The organism is Paenibacillus sp. FSL L8-0638 (assembly GCF_038593075.1).
GTDB lineage: Bacteria > Bacillota > Bacilli > Paenibacillales > Paenibacillaceae > Paenibacillus > Paenibacillus polymyxa_D.
In genome coordinates this window covers 1,887,913-1,906,689 of sequence record NZ_CP151960.1, presented here as the reverse complement: position 1 = coordinate 1,906,689, position 18,777 = coordinate 1,887,913, and the positions used below count along the sequence as shown (strand labels likewise).

Genomic DNA, 18,777 nt, shown 5'->3' with positions numbered 1-18,777 from the left:
GCAACAAATGACGATTCAATTAAATGAGAATTATATGATGAACTTTTTAAATCAGCTACTGAACACACCCAGTCCCAGTGGATATACACACCATGTGATGGAGCTGATTCGTCAAGAAGCGGAAAGCCTCGGGGTACAAATCGAATGGAATGCAAAAGGCGGTGCCATCTTGACTCTGGAAGGTCAGGAAACGGACCATACGGTGGCGCTGAGCGCACATGTGGATACATTGGGCGCAATGGTGCGTTCCATTACAGCACAAGGCACCCTACGTCTGACATCCGTCGGCGGCTTCATGATGAACAGCATTGAGAACGAATACTGCCTTATTCATACCAGAAGCGGACAAACGTATACAGGCACTATTCTGTCCAGCCATCCATCTGTGCACGTCTATGATGATGCACGGAGCTTTGAGCGCAAGGAGAGCCATATGGAGGTACGCATTGATGAGCTTGTCGAGTCAAAAGAAGACGTGCTTCAGCTCGGTATTGCAGTGGGCGATTTTATTTCGTTCGATGCGCGTCCAGTCGTAACACCCAGTGGATTTATCAAGTCACGCCATCTGGATGATAAAGCTAGTGTAGCTGCACTGTTTGGTTTACTGGAATCTGCTGTACATGGAAACTGGAAGCCTCGACATACCGTTAAATTGCTCATTTCCAACTATGAGGAAGTGGGGCACGGAGCGGCTTACATACCTGAAGGAATCAGTGAGATGATAGCTGTCGATATGGGCTGTATGGGTGAAGATCTGAGCTGCAAGGAAACGGATGTTTCTATCTGTGCTAAAGATTCTTCCGGGCCTTACGACTATACTATGACGACTCGTCTAATTGAGCTGGCCAAAGAGCTGAATATTCCGTATGCAGTAGATATTTATCCACACTACGGTTCGGACGCTTCGGCTGCACTACGAGCAGGTAATAACATCCGTGCTGCGTTGATCGGCCCTGGTGTACACGCCTCCCATGCAATGGAGCGCACGCACAAGCAGGCCGTGGTGAACACTGCCCATCTGCTTGCAGCTTATGTGACAGTTTAATTCGAATAACGATAATCAGCCTGTTACATCGTCGAATAGATCAGTAAATAAAAAAGCAAGTCTTCCGGTTTTTCGGATACTTGCTTTTTTAGTCTGAGCAACATGAAGAAATAGCTCTGGCAGAATGCTATTAATGTGGCTTTATTATTGCTTAAGATTTACTTTGTTCAATCTGCTCGGCCAGCTCATTCAGGTAGGTCCAGCGTTCCATTTGGTGCTCCAAATGCTGTTCTGCCTTCGCTTGCTCAGCCATGAGCTCCTGTAGTCGTGCTGAATCACTGAAAGACTCTTCCATCTGACGCTGAATGTCGGCCAACTTCTGTTCGGCTTGTTCAATCAGCTCATCAATTTGCTCATATTCCCGCTGTTCCTTAAAGGTGAATTTAAGCTTGGTTTTACTTGTCTCCTTGACTGAATCGGAAGGACCCGTAGACTTAGGCGTGGAAGAGCGATTCGAGGAAACCGTACTCGTCGAGACAGACATATTCACAGAAGATTGAGCATTTTTACTAATCCATTCTGCATACTCGCTATAGTCGCCTACATGTACACGTACCTGTCCATCCCCTTCAAACGCCAGTATTTTGTCCACTGTTCGATCCAGGAAATAGCGATCATGAGAAACAATAAACACCACGCCCGGGAATTCATCCAGATAGTCTTCCAAAACGGAAAGGGTTTGAATATCCAGATCATTTGTTGGTTCATCCAGCAATAGCACATTCGGTGCCGACATCAGAACACGAAGCAGATACAAGCGCCGTTTTTCACCCCCGGACAGCCTGGAAATAACCGTCCATTGCGCGCTTGGTGCGAACAGAAAACGCTCCAGCATTTGTGCAGCTGTAATCGTCGAACCGTCTGCTGTACGAATCACTTCGGCTTCTTCCTTAATATATTCAATAACACGTAAAGATTCGTTCATTTCCTGATGTTCCTGAGTAAAATAGCCAAGCTTCACCGTCGGTCCCAGCACAACGTTGCCGGAATCCGGTTCTATATGCTGGGCAATCATTTGGAGCAAAGTGGATTTCCCACTACCGTTAGGACCTAGGATACCAACACGATCACCAGGAACCGCAATATAGCTTAAATCCTGTATCAGCTTACGGGAATCTACCGATTTGGACAGATGCTCGATCTCCAATATTTTTTTACCCAGACGTGTGGAGGCGACGGACATATCTACAGATCCAGAACGAGCTTCCGGTTGCTGATCCCTAAGCTGCTCATATCGGTCAATACGCGCTTTCTGCTTGGTGGAACGAGCCTTTGCTCCACGGCGAATCCAAGCCAGCTCATTACGCAGCAGGTTCTTCCTTTTTTGTTCCGTAGACGCTTCCCGCTCCTCGCGTTCTGCCTTCAGCTCCAGAAAACGGGTATAGTTAGCCTCATAACGGAAAAGGCGACCATGATCCAGCTCCAGCATGACATTTGCAACTCTATCCAGAAAATAGCGATCATGCGTGATCATTAACAACGCACCACGTCTTTTTTGCAAATATTGCTCCAACCATTCAACGGACTCATTATCAATATGGTTTGTAGGCTCGTCCAGAATGAGCAGCTCGCAGGGTTGGATCAAAGCCGCCGCCAAAGCCACCCGCTTACGCTGCCCACCGGATAGAACGCCCATACGAGACTCAAACTGGGTGATCCCCAGTCGGGTAAGTATATTTTTGGCCTCACTCTCCAGCTGCCATGCCTGGAACGTATCCATTTGCTGACTTGCTCGCAATAGACGTTTTTGAAGCTCCTCGCTACCCGGATTTAATTCCAACAACTCCATGGTTTCTGTGTATTCACGGACCGCTTTCATCTCAGGCTGACTGCCATGAAAAATATGCTGGAGTACCTTCATTTCAGGATCAAACTCCGGATTTTGTGCTAGATACTGAATTCGCACATCGTTGTTCACTGCAATATTGCCATCATCCGGCGGCTCTAAACCGGAAATCACGCGTAAAAATGTTGATTTACCGGTGCCATTTACACCAACGACCCCTATTTTGTCACGTTCATCCATACCAAAGGAAGCATCCTCAAACAACATTTTCTCGCCATAGCTTTTCGTTATATGTTCAACGGTCATAATATTCATACGGATTCCCTACTCTTCCCCAATTTTGTGATGCATCCTGTTTATTTTAACACAGACACAGCCAATGATTAAAAAAACCGTTATCTGAACGAATTCAGTACGGTTTCTTAGCAATAAGATGTCAGGATTTTTGTATTCCGGCTTTACAGCCATGCATAAATAAGTTCGCTGCTAGTTCAGCCGTCTGATCCACGTCACATTCTCGGAAATCTTTATTTAATAAAATATCCATTTTTAGGCGCTCCAACATACCAATGAATGCCTTCGCATGAAACTCGGACTGCTGTACATCCTCTGACGCCAGTTTATTTTTGACCAAATCAGTATAGTCCTGAATAAATCCCCGCATATACTCCATTAGATCGGGGTCACTGTTGGGGGTCATAAAAAATAATTTCGTATGCTGCTTGCGCTTGAAATAGTAGTGCAGATGCAAATTTGCCATCCGCAGCAGATCTTCTCCCAAAGTACGATTGATTAATGCGCCTTGCATTTCGGCTAGGTATTGCTCGCAATCTCTACGTGTGACTGCTGTAAATAGCTGCTCTTTGCTTTTAAAGTACAAGTATACTGTGCCTTTGGCAACTCCCGCTTGTTCTGCAATCTCGGAAATTTTGCTTTCATAAAAGCCTTTGGTGCCAAAGACTGTGTAAGCGGCGTCCAAAATGGCTTCATATTTATCTCCGTGTATATCGCCCATCTTAGACCTCCTTATACAAAGATTGAAACACCGTCAATTCTTATAATAATTACTCCCTTGTAACGATCCCCATCTCCGTGTTCAGAGTATAAGAAAAATACCTGCAAGAGCGACCAATCCTCCGAAAATAGAACTAATGCTATTCACCCGATCATTACTCATCCAACGCCAGCCTCGTACATAGACTGTCGTTTGTCCACAATGTGAGTCTACTTCTACTTCCCGTCCACAAACCGTGCAGGAACGCATCATTTGCACCGTAGCACCAAGATAGGAATCAGCAAAGGCTCCGGCGCTACCGGATATACCTCCAACCAGTGCCCACAGCCATAACGGCAAGCTCGGCGTTCCTATTGCGTGTCCAAAGCCCCATGCACCTATGCCAATCAGTACACCCCCAGCCAAGGCCGCAGCCGTTCCCAATACAGATACTCCTCCTGAGGTTCCAGGTGCCAGCACCTTCCCGTTAAGCACCGAACGGGGTGGCTTACGACTCAGGCTGCCAAATTCCGTTGCCCACGTATCGGAAGTGACCGTAGCCATGACACCGACAAAACCCAGCTGCCACGTAACATGGGGCCATATCGCATAACCCAGGCATAACAGCATACCTAATCCCCCATTAGCCCATACTTGGCCTGCATCCCGGTTGCCGGTTTTGGCATACGATTTTTCCAGCTCAGCCTTGCGCTCCTTTTTGAACCTCGACAGGAGGGTTGACGTGATAAAGAACAAGAGCAATGTGCCGAACCAGAACAGGTTACCCGCCCCATAATATACGGTTCCCATCAGTACAGCCGCAGCAAAGCCAGATAAGGTTAAGGATTTTTTATAAAATGCAGCTCCCGCCACCACAGCAGCACAAAGCAATCCGATGATCCAGTCCATGATATACCCCCGCTTTTGAAATGAATCTCCGTTTTTCTTTTTTCGTTCTGTATATTATTGTACAACGCTCCACGCTTATATAAAAGCCGTGTCCCATGCTTTGGCACAGGACACGGCCTTCAAAACATTCCCTTTTTTAATCCTCTTCTGTGGATTCCGTTCACAAATTTATGCGATGGTGAAGCTTCCCTGACGCTCACTCCCCCAGAAAAGCTCAAAGCGATCCCCGCTTGCTGTAGGCCCTACTCCTGCTGGAGTACCTGTAAAAATAATATCTCCCTCGCCCAGTCCATAATGAGTCGCTATATATTCAACGATGTGCTGGATAGAAAAAATCATATTTTTGACATGTCCACGCTGCACTTCCTGTCCATTTTTGAGCAAGGAAAAATCCTGCTGCTCCAGCATGTCCAATTGTTCTAAAGGCAGGAATGGTGTCACGGGAGCAGACGATTTAAAACCTTTGGCGGCGGTCCATGGATGGCCTTTTTTCTTGAGAACACTTTGTACATCACGCAGGGTAAAATCGATGCCGAATGCAAATGCGTTCAGACACGTATCTGCGGACATGCCCGGTTCGTATTTACGTCCTACAGCTACAACCAGCTCAGTCTCAAAATGAATATCTCCCTGCCCCTGCGGAAGATCCAGCGTGGCGCCATCCAGCGGCACAACCGCATGAGACGGCTTCAAAAAAATCATTGGTTCTGCTGGAACCTCATTACCCAGCTCCTCCGCATGCAGTTTATAATTGCGCCCAACACAGTAAACATTACGAATTTCCACGTTCATTACGACCCTTCACCCTTCCCGCGTATGTAGTCCAATTATTAACGTATAAGTTTACGTATATAGTGCCACATCCGATGCTTGGAAAGCAAAAAAACCTGTTCCCAGCGATCCGGCCAATTGGTGCAAATCATCAATTCAGGATGCAATGAGGCCAATTTCCGCATTATACGGCGGTCATCCACCGTCCACGCCATGACAGTAATACCGCGTCCAGTGAGATCTTTCATCAAGTTTCGATCCAAACGCGGATAGCCTATAGATAAAAAAGTGCATTGTAGCTGTTCCAGTTGCTTTGCCAAGTCATCTGGACGCGCATCAATAATCAATCCGGTACGGATCTCAGGACACAGTTCCTTAGTCCGGCGTAATGCAGCACGCTCAAAAGAGGTTAATACCACCTCTCCCTCCATCCCTCTCATCGCAATTTCACGGAGTACGGCTTTCTCCAGTCCTGGATACATATCTCCCGCTGTTTTAAGCTCAATATTGAGCGATACGCGGCCACGACATAAATCCAGTACCTGTGCGAGGGAGGGGATTATTTCTCCACGGTATTCTGCACTTTTCCAGCTACCAGCATCAAGTTGTTGCAATGCTTTCCAGTCCGAATCCTTTACTCTCCCTGTACCATTCGTCGTTCGCTCCAGCGTAAAATCATGAATTACCACCGGAACACCGTCCTTTGACAGCTGTACATCCAGCTCAATCCAGTGTACAAATGGTTGCTCCAACGCAAGCTGAAAGGCTGCCATCGTGTTCTCAGGAGCAATCCCCGAAAAACCGCGGTGAGCCACACACAAATTATTCATCTTGTTATGACCTCCATCCACAAAGGAGTCCCTCATACGATCATTCCGGAAATTCCTATATTAACAATTTCTTTCGAAATTCCTATTGAGCACTTACTGTACCATCCGTCCCAATCGAGACATTTCCCGGTGACAGTGCCGCCACTCTCTGCAAAATTTTGCTGGCCTCCGTATCCTTCAATGGGATCGGCTGACCCAGCTCCGCCCGATAAGGAGTCAGCTTCATCTCGCAAGCCCCTTTACGGGTACAGGTTGCCTGAAATATCGCTGTATCCCAAGTGGCTGGCACCGTTGATTTAGAAAAAATAAAATTGCCTGTGCTGTATGCGATCCATTTACCTTTATATTGCTCCATCCCTTGAAGCACATGTGGATGACCGCCAATGACAAGATCAGCTCCAGCATCAATAAAAGCGTGCGATAACTCGGTTTGATGGGGCTCAAGTGCAGTTGCGCGCTCCTTCCCCCAATGGGTAATGACAATCACCAAATCGGCCTGCATTCGTGCCTCACGGATAGACTTTACGATAGCGGTCGAATCATAGGCTCCTGCTACACCGGGCAGTTTGGCGCCCGCATTCCAGTTGGCTTCAGGCATAACACGTGTAGTCCCCAACAAGGCAATTTTGATCCCTTTACGTTCAAAATAATGCGGTGCATATGCTTCTTTTGCATTACGTCCGGCTCCAGCATGGGCTATACCCTTTTCATCCAGATATTTCAGTGTATCCAGTAATCCGCCTGTGCCCTGATCCAAAATGTGATTGTTGGCCAAATTGACAGCGTCTATCCCTGCCGCAGCCAACGCAGTTAACGCTTTGGGCGAAGATTTATACACATACGTTTTATTTAACGCACCCACACCATTCGTTGTCACGGGCGTTTCCAGATTGGCAATCGTCAGATCGTCTTTATGAAACAAGTTTCCGAGATATTGATACGGAAAATCAAACCCATTCTGCTCCAAACGCTGCTCAACTTTACCGGAAAACTGCACATCCCCTACAAAGTGAAGCGTGACTGTCGGAGAGTCTGCACCGTCTGTTTTGGATTTCTTTATATCCTCCGTTCCTCCCTTATCGGTGGATGGATTACCGTCGTATATATCTTTATTGGACGTATCGTTCTGTGCTTGCCCGTCTTTCCCCGAGGACAATTTTGCTCCTGTGGAACTGCCTTCGGGAGCATTTGTGTCAGACGTTGTCGCGGGACGATTGCTTGTGTCTGAAGCAGCAGATTGCTTTGTTTCATCGTCGGCAAATTTATTTTCTGCATGGGGGCCTTCATCCAGCTGTTTATTTGACAAGGCTGTAACATTTTCACTGACCGAGGGAGTAGACCGATCTTCACTAGCAGATCCTGTTTGGATTTTCTTCTCCGTTTGCGAATACCCGGCATTTTCCGCAAGAGAGCCACTGTTGTCGTGTTCAAATATGTAATAATAACCGAAAAGACCTACAATCATAAGCAGTAGGACCAGATTTGTAATGATCCAAGCCTTGCCTATTTTTGGTTTTCTTGCTTTTTTGCGACCTTCATTTCGCTGTGATCTGGGAGGGTACATTCTTCACTCCTTCTATGCTATTGCATTTGCATAACTTCTTTATTAGCTGGCGAACTTTACACCTTCTCCATTATATATCAAATTTCAATATAAATAGAACCCCTCGCCTGGATCGCGAAGGGTTCATTATCGAACATTTACACCTGTACCTTGACTGCTTCCTGTTGTGTCGTTTGGACGGCATTGGAGGCCCATTCCTTAGCCTGACGGATGCAATCCGGTAAGCCAATTGCATCATAGCCAGCGCCCAACACATACACTCCCGGCATCTCAGTGCGTAACTCTTCACGCAAATCAGCTATAGCCTGCGGGTGCCCTACCGGATATTGCGGCATGGAATTGCGAAGACGTGTAATTTCCGTGAACAGCGGAGTCGCTGTAACTCCCATCATCTCTTTCAGATCCTTACGTACCAGTCCAATCAACTCATCATCCGGCAACTCTACAGTGTCTTCAGCTCCTGCTCGCCCTACATAACAGCGCAACAGCACCTTATCATCCGGGCTGGTATGAAGCCACTTGGCAGACGTCCATGTACAAGCGGTCACGCTGCGTCCTTCTTTACGAGGAACCAGAAAACCAGAACCGTCAAAGACGTTCTCAATATCTGTTTTATTGAAGGCTAGGACCACGTTTGCTACGGAGACGTAATTAACAGCTTCCAGTGCAGCCACATTGACATGATCTCGCAATAGCGGCGCAGCAGCAAAGTTGGGAGTCGTTACAAAAATATCATCCGCCTCCAGCATCTCTCCATTGTCCAGCATAACGCGATATGGGCTGCCTTCACCTTCCGGTGTCTTTGTGAATTCTGTAACAGCAATTCCGGTGCGTAAATCACAGTCATACAAATCATTCAGTAACGCATGCACCAAACTTTGCAAGCCTTGACGGAAGGTCAAAAAGGCGCTTTTTTTCGTACCCGTATGTGTTTCAGCTGGTTTTCGACCTGTCATCATTCCGTGAATGAGACTTCCGTATTGCTGCTCTACCTCAGCAAATTGTGGGAAGGTCGCTTGCAAACTTAGTGTCTTCATGTTGGCAGCATAAATCCCTGCCAGTAGTGGCTCGGTTACATTTTCTAGCACTTCTTTGCCCAGTCGGCGTTCAATAAAATCACCCAACGCCTCATCTCCCGGTACACGGCGAGGCGGAATGACAAAATCCATCATAGCCCGCATTTTCCCGCCTAAAGAGATCAAGCCGCTGCGCAAAAAGGGTTTCAGCTCCGTTGGAATCCCCAGCACCAGTCCAGGTGGCATCGGATGAAGCTGTCCTTCATGCAAAATGTATGTCTTTTTAGCCTCAGGATTCGTGCTCACCAGTTCATGATCCAGCTCCAGCTCTTTTGCCAGGTCTATCATGGCCGTTTTACGGGCCAGAAAGGAATCTGGCCCCTTTTCAATCACAAAACCATCTTTATGCAGTGTTTCAATTTTTCCGCCCAGCACGGATGCTTTCTCCACCAGCGTAATTCGAGGTGTGTAGCCAGCTTCTTTGTACATTTTTCGTGTATAAAAAGCAGTGCTAAGCCCGGTCAAGCCTCCGCCTACAATTACAATATTACGTAACCTTTGCTCCATTATGTCCTCATCCCTTTTTCCATTGGTCTATGATGACATCACTAAGCGTCTCCATATACAGTGGATCACTGTTGAGTGAATCAATACGCTGAAAACGCATATCCAATTCCTTCGCCAACGTCTGTGCTTCAATATCCAGATCGTATAACACCTCTAAGTGATCAGAAACAAAGCCAACTGGTGCAGCCAGCACATACTCCACTTGCTCCTCTTTAAGACTGTGCATGGTATCCAAAATGTCTGGCCCCAGCCATGGTTCTGCTGTACGACCGGCGCTTTGCCACGTAAACTGCCAGTTGGTAATCCCCGCCTTGTCCGCAACAGCCTGCGAAGTAGCCATTAATTGCTCTACATAAGGATCACCCATAGCCAAAATCCGCTCAGGCAAGCTGTGCGCACTAAATAGAACACGAACCTCATCCCGCTTGGCTCCAGCTTCTTCAAAAAGCACCAGCTTGGCGTTCACACGCTCAGTTAGCGTCTTAATCAACTTTGGATGAAGATAATAGCTCTCCACAAATGATATGGCCAGATCCAGTTCCTGTGCCTTAGCCTGTGCGCGCTTAATATAAGTGCCTACACTCATAACGGAATAATGCGGAGCCAGCACGACACCCACCGCTGCACGAATGCCATCTTGCACCATGGCTTCCACACCGTCCTCAATAAACGGTTTCGCATGTTTGAGTCCCTGATAACAGGCAAATTCAATGTCCGGGTTGCGATTTTCCCGATTTAGGGTTTCCTGCAGGTTTTGAACCTGCCGATCCGTATTCTGACGCAGCGGAAACACACCGCCCACAATAGCTTCATAACGATCCTTTAATTCCTTTAGCTGCCCCGGCGAGGGAGCATTACCGCGACGGATATGTGTATAGTAGGCTTCCACCTGATCCAGACTCTCTGGCGTTCCGTAGGACATAACCAGTACACCCACTTTGGTTTTCATTAGCAGATCACCTCTTAACATTTCTAATGGTTTAATTCTTTGACAAAATCGAGTGGGAATACTCATGTACATAATCAGTAAGCTCTCTTAGCTTATCTAGCGAGGCTTCAGGAAATAAACCGTGACCGAGATTGAAAATGTAACCCGGCTCCAAGATACCTTCATCTACAATGGTTTTCGCATACTGCTTGATAACATCGATTGGCGCAGTAAGCACATAAGGATCCAGATTTCCCTGTACACCAAAACCGTTGCCCAAGCGGCGACGTCCTTCAGGTATACTTACCCGCCAGTCCAGTCCAATCACATCGGCTTTTAACCCATTCAAGTGTGGGAGCAATTCACCAGAGCTTACGCCCGGAAAATAAATTTTAGGTACATCCAGATCAGATAATTCATGAAAAATACGTGTGATAGTCGGCAGCACAAAAGTTTGAAAATCATAGGGCGAGAGCGCACCTACCCAACTATCAAACAATTGAAAAGCCTTACCGCCATTAGCGATATGAGCTCGCACGTATGTAATAACCATGTCCCCTAGCTTATCCATTAGGCGATGCCACAACTCAGGCTCTCCATACATCATCGCTTTGGTGCGAATATATCCTTTCGAAGGCCTTCCTTCTATTAAATAGCTTGCAATGGTAAAAGGCGCTCCAGCGAACGTAATCAATGGCACGTTCAGTTCACGGTCCAAAATGCGGATCGTTTCCAAAATATGACCCAAATCGCGTTCCACATCAATTGGACGCAACTTGTCTACGTCCGCAGCTGACCGGATCGGATTATCAATAACCGGTCCAATATTTTTGACAATATCAAAATCAACCCCTAGCGAGGCCACCGGATTCATAATATCAGAATATAAAATTGCAGCGTCCACCCCGAGCTTGCGCACGGGCATCAAAGTCACTTCTGCGGCCAACTCGGGCTGGCGGCATATTTCAAGCAACGTGTATTTTTCTTTAATTTTGCGATACTCAGGGTCATACCTTCCGGCCTGCCGCATGTACCATACGGGAATATGATCCACAGCTTGCTTGCGGCAAGCGCGGATAAAAGTATCATTGTAGGTCATGACTTCAGCCTCCAGTTCGAATCATAAATACTATATTTTAATTATGCCCTTTTTCAAGAGTCGTAACAACCGTAGCTCTCGAACAAACCATGACAAACCCATGACATTTGGATAAAGTTTCAATGAAGTGTGCTATACTAGAGAAATGGCTTTTTTTAAAGCTCCGGAGAAGTTATGCGTTGATACGTAGGATTTACAACAGGATGAGAATGGGCAGAAAGGAAGTGAAAGCACATTGAAAACGTGGGAGACGTGGAAAATCAATCTCATTGTGCTTTGGTTCGGTCAGTTTCTGGTCAATGCGGGTATTACGATGATTACTCCGTTCCTCGCCCTGTATCTGGCTCAGGACCTTCATGTGAAGGGAGAGCACGATATTGGTCTATGGGCTGGAGTTATTTTTGCCGCTAACTTTTTGACCTCATTTATGTTCCAGCCTTTGTGGGGCAAGCTTGCTGACCGATATGGACGTAAAGTCATGCTGCTTCGCTCAGGCTTTGGTATGGCTTTGGTCATCGGATGTATGGGTTTGGTCACCCATCCGTGGCAACTGCTGGCGCTTCGCCTGCTGAACGGTACGATTTCGGGTTTCAATCCGGCATCGATTTCCCTAGTATCGGGTACCACTCCCAAAGAGCGAACCGGATTCGCTATGGGGATTATGCAATCCGGTCAGATGGCCGGCACGATTCTCGGTCCTCTGCTAGGCGGATTTTTGGCTGATTGGGTCGGATTCAGACCGATCTTTTATATTACAGGCGCTCTGATTTTTATAGCCTCGCTCATTGCAATGTTTCTGGTTAAAGAAAATTTCAGTAAAGCGGAAGCCGCACGCACACCGCAAATTTCGGTTCTTGCCGGATTAAAGGAGCTAAGCCATACGCCCCAGCTTCCGGCTTTGTTCACCGTAACGTTTCTGCTCCAATTTGCCATGATCAGTACGGTATCTCTGCTGCCGTTATATGTGCAAAAACTATATGGGTCGGCAGAAGGAATTGCACTGATTGCCGGGTTCGTTACAGCTATAACAGGCGTATCCAATATGATTGCTGCACCACTCCTTGGAAGATTGAGTGACAAGATAGGAGCGCACAAGATCTTGACCATTGCACTGCTCGGAACGGCGGTTATGCTCATTCCGCAGGCTTTTGTCAATGAAGTGTGGCAACTTGTCATTATCCGTTTTTTCATGGGTGTATTTATGGGCGGTCTGCTACCAAGCGTAAATGCGCTGATTCGCACGTATACACCGGAAGGAATGGAAAGTCGTTCTTTCGGCTTCAATACCAGCTCGCTCGCGCTTGGGAATATGCTGGGTGCTGTCATTGGCGGGGTGCTATCCGGGTTTATCGGCATCGAAGGACTGTTTATCATGTCAGGTGTCCTGTTAATCGTCAACATATTCTGGGTACGCATGAAGCTTTTTGATCGTAAGGCTACGCCTGATTTCAGGTAAGAAACCTTCAGGTAAGACAAGCCCGCCTTAACAGACAAGAACCTCCTTGTCCACGCTACATTGGACAAGGAGGTTCTTTTTTGTATAGCTATACATAGGGAAGAATGAACGCTATTTAACTCGAGCTAGCGCCAATCCATCGTAAGCTGGCAAAAGCGTGCTGACCAGCCGCGGATCTGTTGCTATCGTTTCGTTAAAACGTCTCACGGCCTGAACGGCAGGGCCGTTCTTATCCGTATTCAGCGTCCGTCCGCGAAGGAAACAGTTGTCTCCCGCAATAATGGCACCTGGATTCGCCAGAGCAATCGCATATTCCAGATATACTGGGTAATTTTCCTTATCTGCATCAATGAAGAAAAAATCGAAAGTTCTTCCCTCTTCCTGAAGTTTTTTCAAGCTGTCCGCTGCGGGTCCAATACGATATTCGACACGGTCACCGTAGCCATTGTTTTCCATATGTCGATGTGCCAGCGCTGCGTACGCTTCTTTCAGCTCCAGTGACACAATACGACCCTTTTCTCCCAGCCCACGGGCCAGACATAATCCACTGTAGCCGCCTAATGCGCCGATTTCCAGTACATGCTGTGCGCCAGATACTTCAATTAGAAAGGTCAACAGTTTTCCATAAGGATGGGCAACGGATACTTCCGGCATACCTTCTTTAACGATAGCCTCCCTAATACTGCGAAGTGCTTCATCCTCTTGTACCAGCTGGTCTACATATTGTTCAGGCGTCATATTGGGTGTAATTTCCACGGTTCATCTCTCCTTATTGCTTAATCATAACGCAGGTAGGACGTGGTGTCCTTCGTAAATTTTTTACCTTAATGATTTGTCTCTTCGAGTACAATGACCTATACTATAGGGATTGAACCAAGCTTACATGATTATGGGGACGGAGTGAATACGTTTAATGACTCAACTGCAACTAATTGCAACTGCGCCAATGGGACTTGAAGCCGTCGTGGCCCGAGAACTCAGAGAACTCGGGTACGAAGATCTAACCGTCGAAAACGGCCGCGTCGTTTTTACCGGAGATTATATGGATATATGCCGGTGTAACCTGTGGCTTCGCACATCAGACCGCGTACTTATTAAAATGGGTGAATTTGCTGCAACAACCTTCGATGAGCTGTTCGAGGGTACCAAAGCATTACCCTGGCAGGATTGGATTCCTGTAGATGGTGAATTCCCCGTAGAGGGACGTTCGCACAAATCACAGCTTAGTAGCGTACCAGCCAGTCAGGGAATCGTCAAGAAGGCGATTGTAGAGAAGCTCAAGGAAACCTACCACACAGATTGGTTTGCTGAAGATGGCCCTCGTTACGTCATTGAGGTCATTCTATTGAATGATCGTGCGTTGCTGACTCTTGATACAACCGGTCCAGGACTGCACAAACGCGGCTACCGTAAGCTCGTTACAGAGGCGCCCCTCAAAGAAACGATGGCTTCTGCTCTTATTCAGCTTAGTCGCTGGAGCCCGGACCGCCCCTTCTATGACCCATGCTGCGGTTCCGGTACTTTATTGGTCGAAGCTGCCATGCAAGCCTGGAATATTGCGCCAGGACTGAGACGTACCTTTAACTCGGAAGACTGGCCTGTCATTGGCAGAGAATTATGGGATCAGGCTCGCGACGAGGCGATGGATTTGACCCGCGATGACATTCCTTTTGAAATTGCAGGTAGCGATATCGATCCAAATGCCATACAAGTTGCTGAGGCAGCTGTAAAAGCAGCAGGCTTTGCTAAAGACATCCCTCTTAAAGTGATGCCTGTAACTAAAGTCAGACTCGAAGGACAATATGGTGTGATGATTACAAACCCACCTTATGGCGAGAGACTGAGCGAACAATCCGAGGTGGAAAAGCTGATCCGTTCACTCGCACGCACGGCAGCCGAAATGAAGACCTGGTCCTTCTTTGCCATCAGCTCCACCAAGCAATTTGAGCATTATTGGGGCCGTAAAGCAGACAAGCGCCGGAAGTTGTTTAACGGCCGGATCGAATGCCAATACTATCAGTATCTAGGCCCTCTGCCTCCGCGCCGCAAAGATACTTCGCCGTTGCAGCCTTAAATAGGATGAAGCCTAGGCCAGAAAACGAACTCTCCGTTCGTTGTTCTGGCCTGATTTGTGCTGTATTTTCTTTACTTAATCATTGAAATGCGCGAGATGAGCGCTATAATAATTAAAGGCATTTCGGTTTTAACATTACGTTAATATGTAATTTATACTAGCCGAACATTTCTGCCAGAGGGGGTAAAGTGTTGGTTATTCGCACGTCCAGTGCAAGTCGCACTGGTAACACGTTCAGCAGAATGCTGCTGTCTCGATATTTTGGACTAGGTCTGTTTTTTGTGCTTATGATCGGCAAGCTCGTACTGATTCACTATAACTTGCATGCCCAAAATATTGACATGAATCCGCTGGATTATGTCATCGCTATTGGTTCGCTTTTACTTGTGAGCTTCTGGACCTTATGGCTGCCACGTCGCGGACGTTTGATTGCTCTTGTGGTGCTCGATATGTTGCTCACCGCGCTCATTTATTCCGACATGGTTTATTATCGGTATTTCCAGGATTTCATTACGATTCCCGTCTTACTTCAAGCCGGACAAGTTGATTCTCTGGGCGGAAGTATCGCATCCCTTATGTACTGGGGGGACATTCTCTTTTTTGCAGACTGGATTCTATTCATTCCGTATGTCATATTTGTGGCTTCCTTACGACGTCGACTTACCACGAATGATACTTATTTAAAAGCATCCCGAAGCTCCTACACAAAGAGGTTCCTGCTTCGCTTCTCTAAAGGAGCATTGGCCTTCCTGATTGGCTATGTATTAACATTTGGGCCGATCAAATATTATACCTCCACGTGGGCAACTGGCATATTTGTCGGCAACTGGTGGTCGATGGCCTTGTACAACGTAACAGGGTTGATCGGATTTCATGGATATGACATCTACCGCTATGGTCAGGATCACCTTGGTCCTCAGCCTACATTGGCTCAAGCGGAATCCGATAAGGATAAGGAATGGTTTAATCAGCACCAAAAGTTGCTTCAGGTAAAAAATGATCTATCTGGCAAGTATAAGGGCAAAAACGTGATGGTCATTCAAGCTGAAGCGTTCATGAACTTTTTTATCGGCAAACAGATCAACGGTCAAGCGATTACGCCTAACTTTGACAAACTGACGAAGGAAAGCATGTATTTCAACAATTATTTTCACCAGACTGCGCAGGGCCGTACTTCGGACGCGGACTTCTCTACACATGCTTCGCTGCATCCGCTCCCTACAGGCTCCGTATTTATCCGTTATGCGGACCATAAATTCGATACGTTACCTTCTATTTTGAAGGATACTGGGTATAGTCCCAATGCGTTTCATGTGTACGACAGCAGCTTCTGGAACCGTTACACCATGTATAAGGCAATGAACTATGACAAGTTCTACAGTAAAAAAGATTTTAAAATAGATGAGCCACTGGGTTGGTCCCTGGGAGACAAATCCTTTTTCCGTCAAACACTTAATGACCTCACCACCGAAGTTAAGCAGCCGTTCTACGCCTATATGGTCGGTATCTCGAGCCATCATCCGTACAATCTGTCACCTGACGCGGTAGATTTAGACGTTGGCGAGTTTGAAGGTACCATGTTCGGAGACTATCTGAAATCTGTTCATTATGTAGATGAAGCACTAGGCGAATTAGTAGATCAGATGAAGAAAGACGGACTGTGGGATGATACGATCCTGATGTTTTATGGGGATCATGATAATTCTATTAAAGACAAAGCACTGTATGAGAAATTTTTAGGCAAGCCACTTACGGATCTGGACATGCAGAAAATCATGAATCAGGTGCCATTGCTTGTGCATCTTCCTGACGGAAGTCAGGCGGGCACGTATACAGAACCGGCAGGTCAGTTGGATCTGACTCCTTCCGTAATGCACCTGCTTGGGATTTCTACAAAACCATATCATTTTATGGGAAACGATCTGTTTAGCGGGAAGCCTCGTATGGTTGTGCTGCGTACTGGTGCTTTCACGGATGGACGAGTGTACTACATTCCATCTGAGGACGGTACATTCTCCAAAGGGACCTGTTACAACCTGAGTACAGGCCAGCCTACAGACGTAAACGCCTGCGGACCGGGATATACCGAAGCTCTCAATCGGTTGAACATATCCGATCAGGTTATCACATACGATCTTATTCGCGAATGGGAACCACAAACAAAGAAGTAACTCCTTCTGTATCTGTATCTAATAGACTTTATGTGGGAGGTTGCTGATACAGCATCTTCCCAAACCCCTTTAACGATGTCGCCGCATAACTACTCTGTATATAACAAAAAAGCACGATCCATCGGCTTGTAAGTGCTGTGGATCGTGCTTTTTTTATGGATTGTCACTCGACTGCGCTCGTTGTTACCAGTCACAAATGCTTAGGAACGCAACGTTTTTTTGGCCTGTTCAAGCCGTTGTACCTCTTCACCAAGCATGTCCTCCGCAACTTCTACTGAGTCGTCACCAAGGCTATCCTTCGCCTGCTGTATGGCATGTTCAGCATGAGTGCGAGACTGCTCCGCCTGTTCAATCAGTTGCTCAGCTGGATGTGACAATGCCTGAGAGACGGCATTGTGGAGCCTGTCCACCGAGTTTTGTGTTTGAGCCTCAACACTGTGATTGTCGAGATTGGAATCATATTGGGCCATGAGTCACTCCTCCTTCTGGGCAGTGGTCTACATCCATTAGCATGGATCAGAAGAAGGGGAACTATTCAAAAATTACGAATGCTGCGTACTGGAACTATTTGATAAAGCGCGCAGCCTTCTCCAATACTTCATCCTCAGTGGCCGCACTCACATAACGTCCGTTCACATACACAAACGCCCGTTTCCCACAAGGACCACAATACGATTTGCAGCCGATTTTGATCTCGGCATCTGGTGCCATCTTTTGCAACTTGGGCAAGATTGTTTTCAAGCGAATATGATTGCATTCATCACATACGCGAATATCGTTAGCCATCTGTCATCCCTCCGAGCTCCGGCTTAGTGGTCGCCGTGATTACCTTGGGAAGGGTTAGTAATGACAAATCCTTCTTCGGGGAAGTACAAGTAATCAATTTTCACACCATCCAGCAGCGTCTGGCCGTTTTCCAAAATTACGTCAATACCTTTATCTGTAGATACGACAGTATCTGTTTCTTTAGGCGTGTCCAAATCCAGCCCGTAATGAGCATGATCTCCATGAGCATGAGTAATAACAACGCGCAGGCTCTTTCCTTGGTTCTCTTCCTTATCCAGTTCAAGTTTCAGTACTTTAGCTGCGTTACGAGTAATTTTGCAGTTCATCAAACTTCATCTCCTTCATATTCATTAAATGAAATGTGGTTTATTGGATAAATCACAATTATGTTTAGCATAGCAAAAGGCAATATTCCTATTGTAAAGAAAATCGCGAAAAATCGCAATCACGAAATTCATAAGCTTATCTACCGAACACGTACATGTTGCTTTTCAAGCACATCTGGATATTTTCGTTCGGCACGGGTGACAAACCAATTCATAAGCAATAGCGTCACACCAATATCGTCGATGGGCATAAATGGCATGACATCAGGTAATACCCAATAGAGCAACACAGGCACCGCAAAGAGTAATTTTTCTCCCAGCGGAATCCTTGATGAAGTAATCAATCGGGGCATACGACGAAATACATGTGACCATTGACGGAGAGATAGTAATCTTTTCCACTTCATAGGTTGTTCACTCCATTTCCAATGCTCCTAAGTATATATACCCCATTG

18 protein-coding genes are annotated in these 18,777 nt (G+C 46.7%); 4 read left to right on the top strand and 14 right to left on the bottom strand.

Annotation, left to right across the window (positions count from 1 at the left end; genetic code table 11):
- Window positions 1-7 precede the first annotated feature (7 nt).
- Window positions 8-1,045, top strand: a complete 1,038-nt coding sequence (locus MKY35_RS08685; protein WP_342446142.1) for a M42 family metallopeptidase — start codon at window positions 8-10, stop codon at window positions 1,043-1,045.
- 151 nt (window positions 1,046-1,196) lie between these two features.
- Here MKY35_RS08685 and MKY35_RS08680 read toward each other — a convergent pair whose 3' ends face one another.
- From MKY35_RS08680 to hemE, 9 genes are all read right to left on the bottom strand, one after another.
- Window positions 1,197-3,146, bottom strand: a complete 1,950-nt coding sequence (locus MKY35_RS08680; RefSeq protein WP_342446141.1) for an ABC-F family ATP-binding cassette domain-containing protein — start codon at window positions 3,144-3,146, stop codon at window positions 1,197-1,199.
- A 121-nt stretch (window positions 3,147-3,267) separates the two neighbouring features.
- A complete protein-coding gene (locus tag MKY35_RS08675) occupies window positions 3,268-3,846 on the bottom strand; it encodes a TetR/AcrR family transcriptional regulator (RefSeq protein ID WP_342446140.1) in 579 nt (192 codons plus the stop codon).
- Window positions 3,847-3,927: 81 nt separating this feature from the next.
- A complete protein-coding gene (locus tag MKY35_RS08670) occupies window positions 3,928-4,734 on the bottom strand; it encodes a DUF92 domain-containing protein (RefSeq protein ID WP_342446139.1) in 807 nt (268 codons plus the stop codon).
- 168 nt (window positions 4,735-4,902) lie between these two features.
- Window positions 4,903-5,526 (bottom strand): fumarylacetoacetate hydrolase family protein, encoded by a 624-nt coding sequence (locus MKY35_RS08665; protein WP_342446138.1) that lies wholly within the window; start codon window positions 5,524-5,526, stop codon window positions 4,903-4,905.
- A gap of 38 nt (window positions 5,527-5,564) precedes the next feature.
- Complete coding sequence (locus tag MKY35_RS08660; protein ID WP_342446137.1) at window positions 5,565-6,335, bottom strand: glycerophosphodiester phosphodiesterase family protein; 771 nt, start codon at window positions 6,333-6,335, stop codon at window positions 5,565-5,567.
- Between the two features lie 82 nt (window positions 6,336-6,417).
- Window positions 6,418-7,899 carry a CapA family protein gene (locus MKY35_RS08655; RefSeq protein ID WP_342446136.1) on the bottom strand — a complete coding sequence of 494 codons (1,482 nt, stop codon included), beginning with the start codon at window positions 7,897-7,899 and terminating at the stop codon, window positions 6,418-6,420.
- A gap of 137 nt (window positions 7,900-8,036) precedes the next feature.
- Window positions 8,037-9,482, bottom strand: coding sequence for a protoporphyrinogen oxidase (gene hemG, locus MKY35_RS08650; RefSeq protein WP_342446135.1), 1,446 nt, complete (start codon window positions 9,480-9,482; stop codon window positions 8,037-8,039).
- Window positions 9,483-9,489: 7 nt separating this feature from the next.
- A complete protein-coding gene (gene hemH / locus MKY35_RS08645) occupies window positions 9,490-10,431 on the bottom strand; it encodes a ferrochelatase (RefSeq protein ID WP_342446134.1) in 942 nt (313 codons plus the stop codon).
- Between the two features lie 31 nt (window positions 10,432-10,462).
- A complete protein-coding gene (gene hemE / locus MKY35_RS08640; RefSeq protein ID WP_029516689.1) occupies window positions 10,463-11,509 on the bottom strand; it encodes a uroporphyrinogen decarboxylase in 1,047 nt (348 codons plus the stop codon).
- 235 nt (window positions 11,510-11,744) lie between these two features.
- On the opposite strand from hemE, the gene MKY35_RS08635 reads away from it, so the two are divergent.
- Window positions 11,745-12,965: an MFS transporter gene (locus MKY35_RS08635; protein ID WP_029516688.1), complete on the top strand. Its 1,221-nt coding sequence runs from the start codon at window positions 11,745-11,747 to the stop codon at window positions 12,963-12,965.
- Window positions 12,966-13,076: 111 nt separating this feature from the next.
- On the opposite strand, the gene MKY35_RS08630 is transcribed toward MKY35_RS08635, so the two are convergent.
- Window positions 13,077-13,721: an O-methyltransferase gene (locus MKY35_RS08630; RefSeq protein WP_342446133.1), complete on the bottom strand. Its 645-nt coding sequence runs from the start codon at window positions 13,719-13,721 to the stop codon at window positions 13,077-13,079.
- 157 nt (window positions 13,722-13,878) lie between these two features.
- Between MKY35_RS08630 and MKY35_RS08625 the strand changes: the two genes are divergently transcribed.
- Both MKY35_RS08625 and MKY35_RS08620 read left to right on the top strand, forming a co-directional pair.
- Window positions 13,879-15,039, top strand: coding sequence for a class I SAM-dependent RNA methyltransferase (locus MKY35_RS08625; RefSeq protein WP_023987994.1), 1,161 nt, complete (start codon window positions 13,879-13,881; stop codon window positions 15,037-15,039).
- Window positions 15,040-15,227: 188 nt separating this feature from the next.
- On the top strand, window positions 15,228-17,210 hold the full coding sequence (locus MKY35_RS08620; RefSeq protein WP_322251442.1) for an LTA synthase family protein: 1,983 nt from the start codon (window positions 15,228-15,230) through the stop codon (window positions 17,208-17,210).
- A gap of 200 nt (window positions 17,211-17,410) precedes the next feature.
- Here the strand turns inward: MKY35_RS08620 and MKY35_RS08615 are convergent, their stop codons facing one another.
- From MKY35_RS08615 to MKY35_RS08600, 4 genes are all read right to left on the bottom strand, one after another.
- Complete coding sequence (locus MKY35_RS08615) at window positions 17,411-17,680, bottom strand: hypothetical protein (RefSeq protein ID WP_023987992.1); 270 nt, start codon at window positions 17,678-17,680, stop codon at window positions 17,411-17,413.
- Window positions 17,681-17,774: 94 nt separating this feature from the next.
- Window positions 17,775-17,996: a DUF1450 domain-containing protein gene (locus MKY35_RS08610; RefSeq protein WP_007429791.1), complete on the bottom strand. Its 222-nt coding sequence runs from the start codon at window positions 17,994-17,996 to the stop codon at window positions 17,775-17,777.
- Window positions 17,997-18,019: 23 nt separating this feature from the next.
- The gene (locus tag MKY35_RS08605; protein ID WP_342446132.1) at window positions 18,020-18,322 is read right to left on the bottom strand and encodes an iron-sulfur cluster assembly accessory protein; all 303 of its coding nucleotides are present in this window, start codon (window positions 18,320-18,322) and stop codon (window positions 18,020-18,022) included.
- Window positions 18,323-18,462: 140 nt separating this feature from the next.
- A complete protein-coding gene (locus MKY35_RS08600; RefSeq protein WP_029516685.1) occupies window positions 18,463-18,729 on the bottom strand; it encodes a hypothetical protein in 267 nt (88 codons plus the stop codon).
- Window positions 18,730-18,777 lie beyond the last annotated feature (48 nt).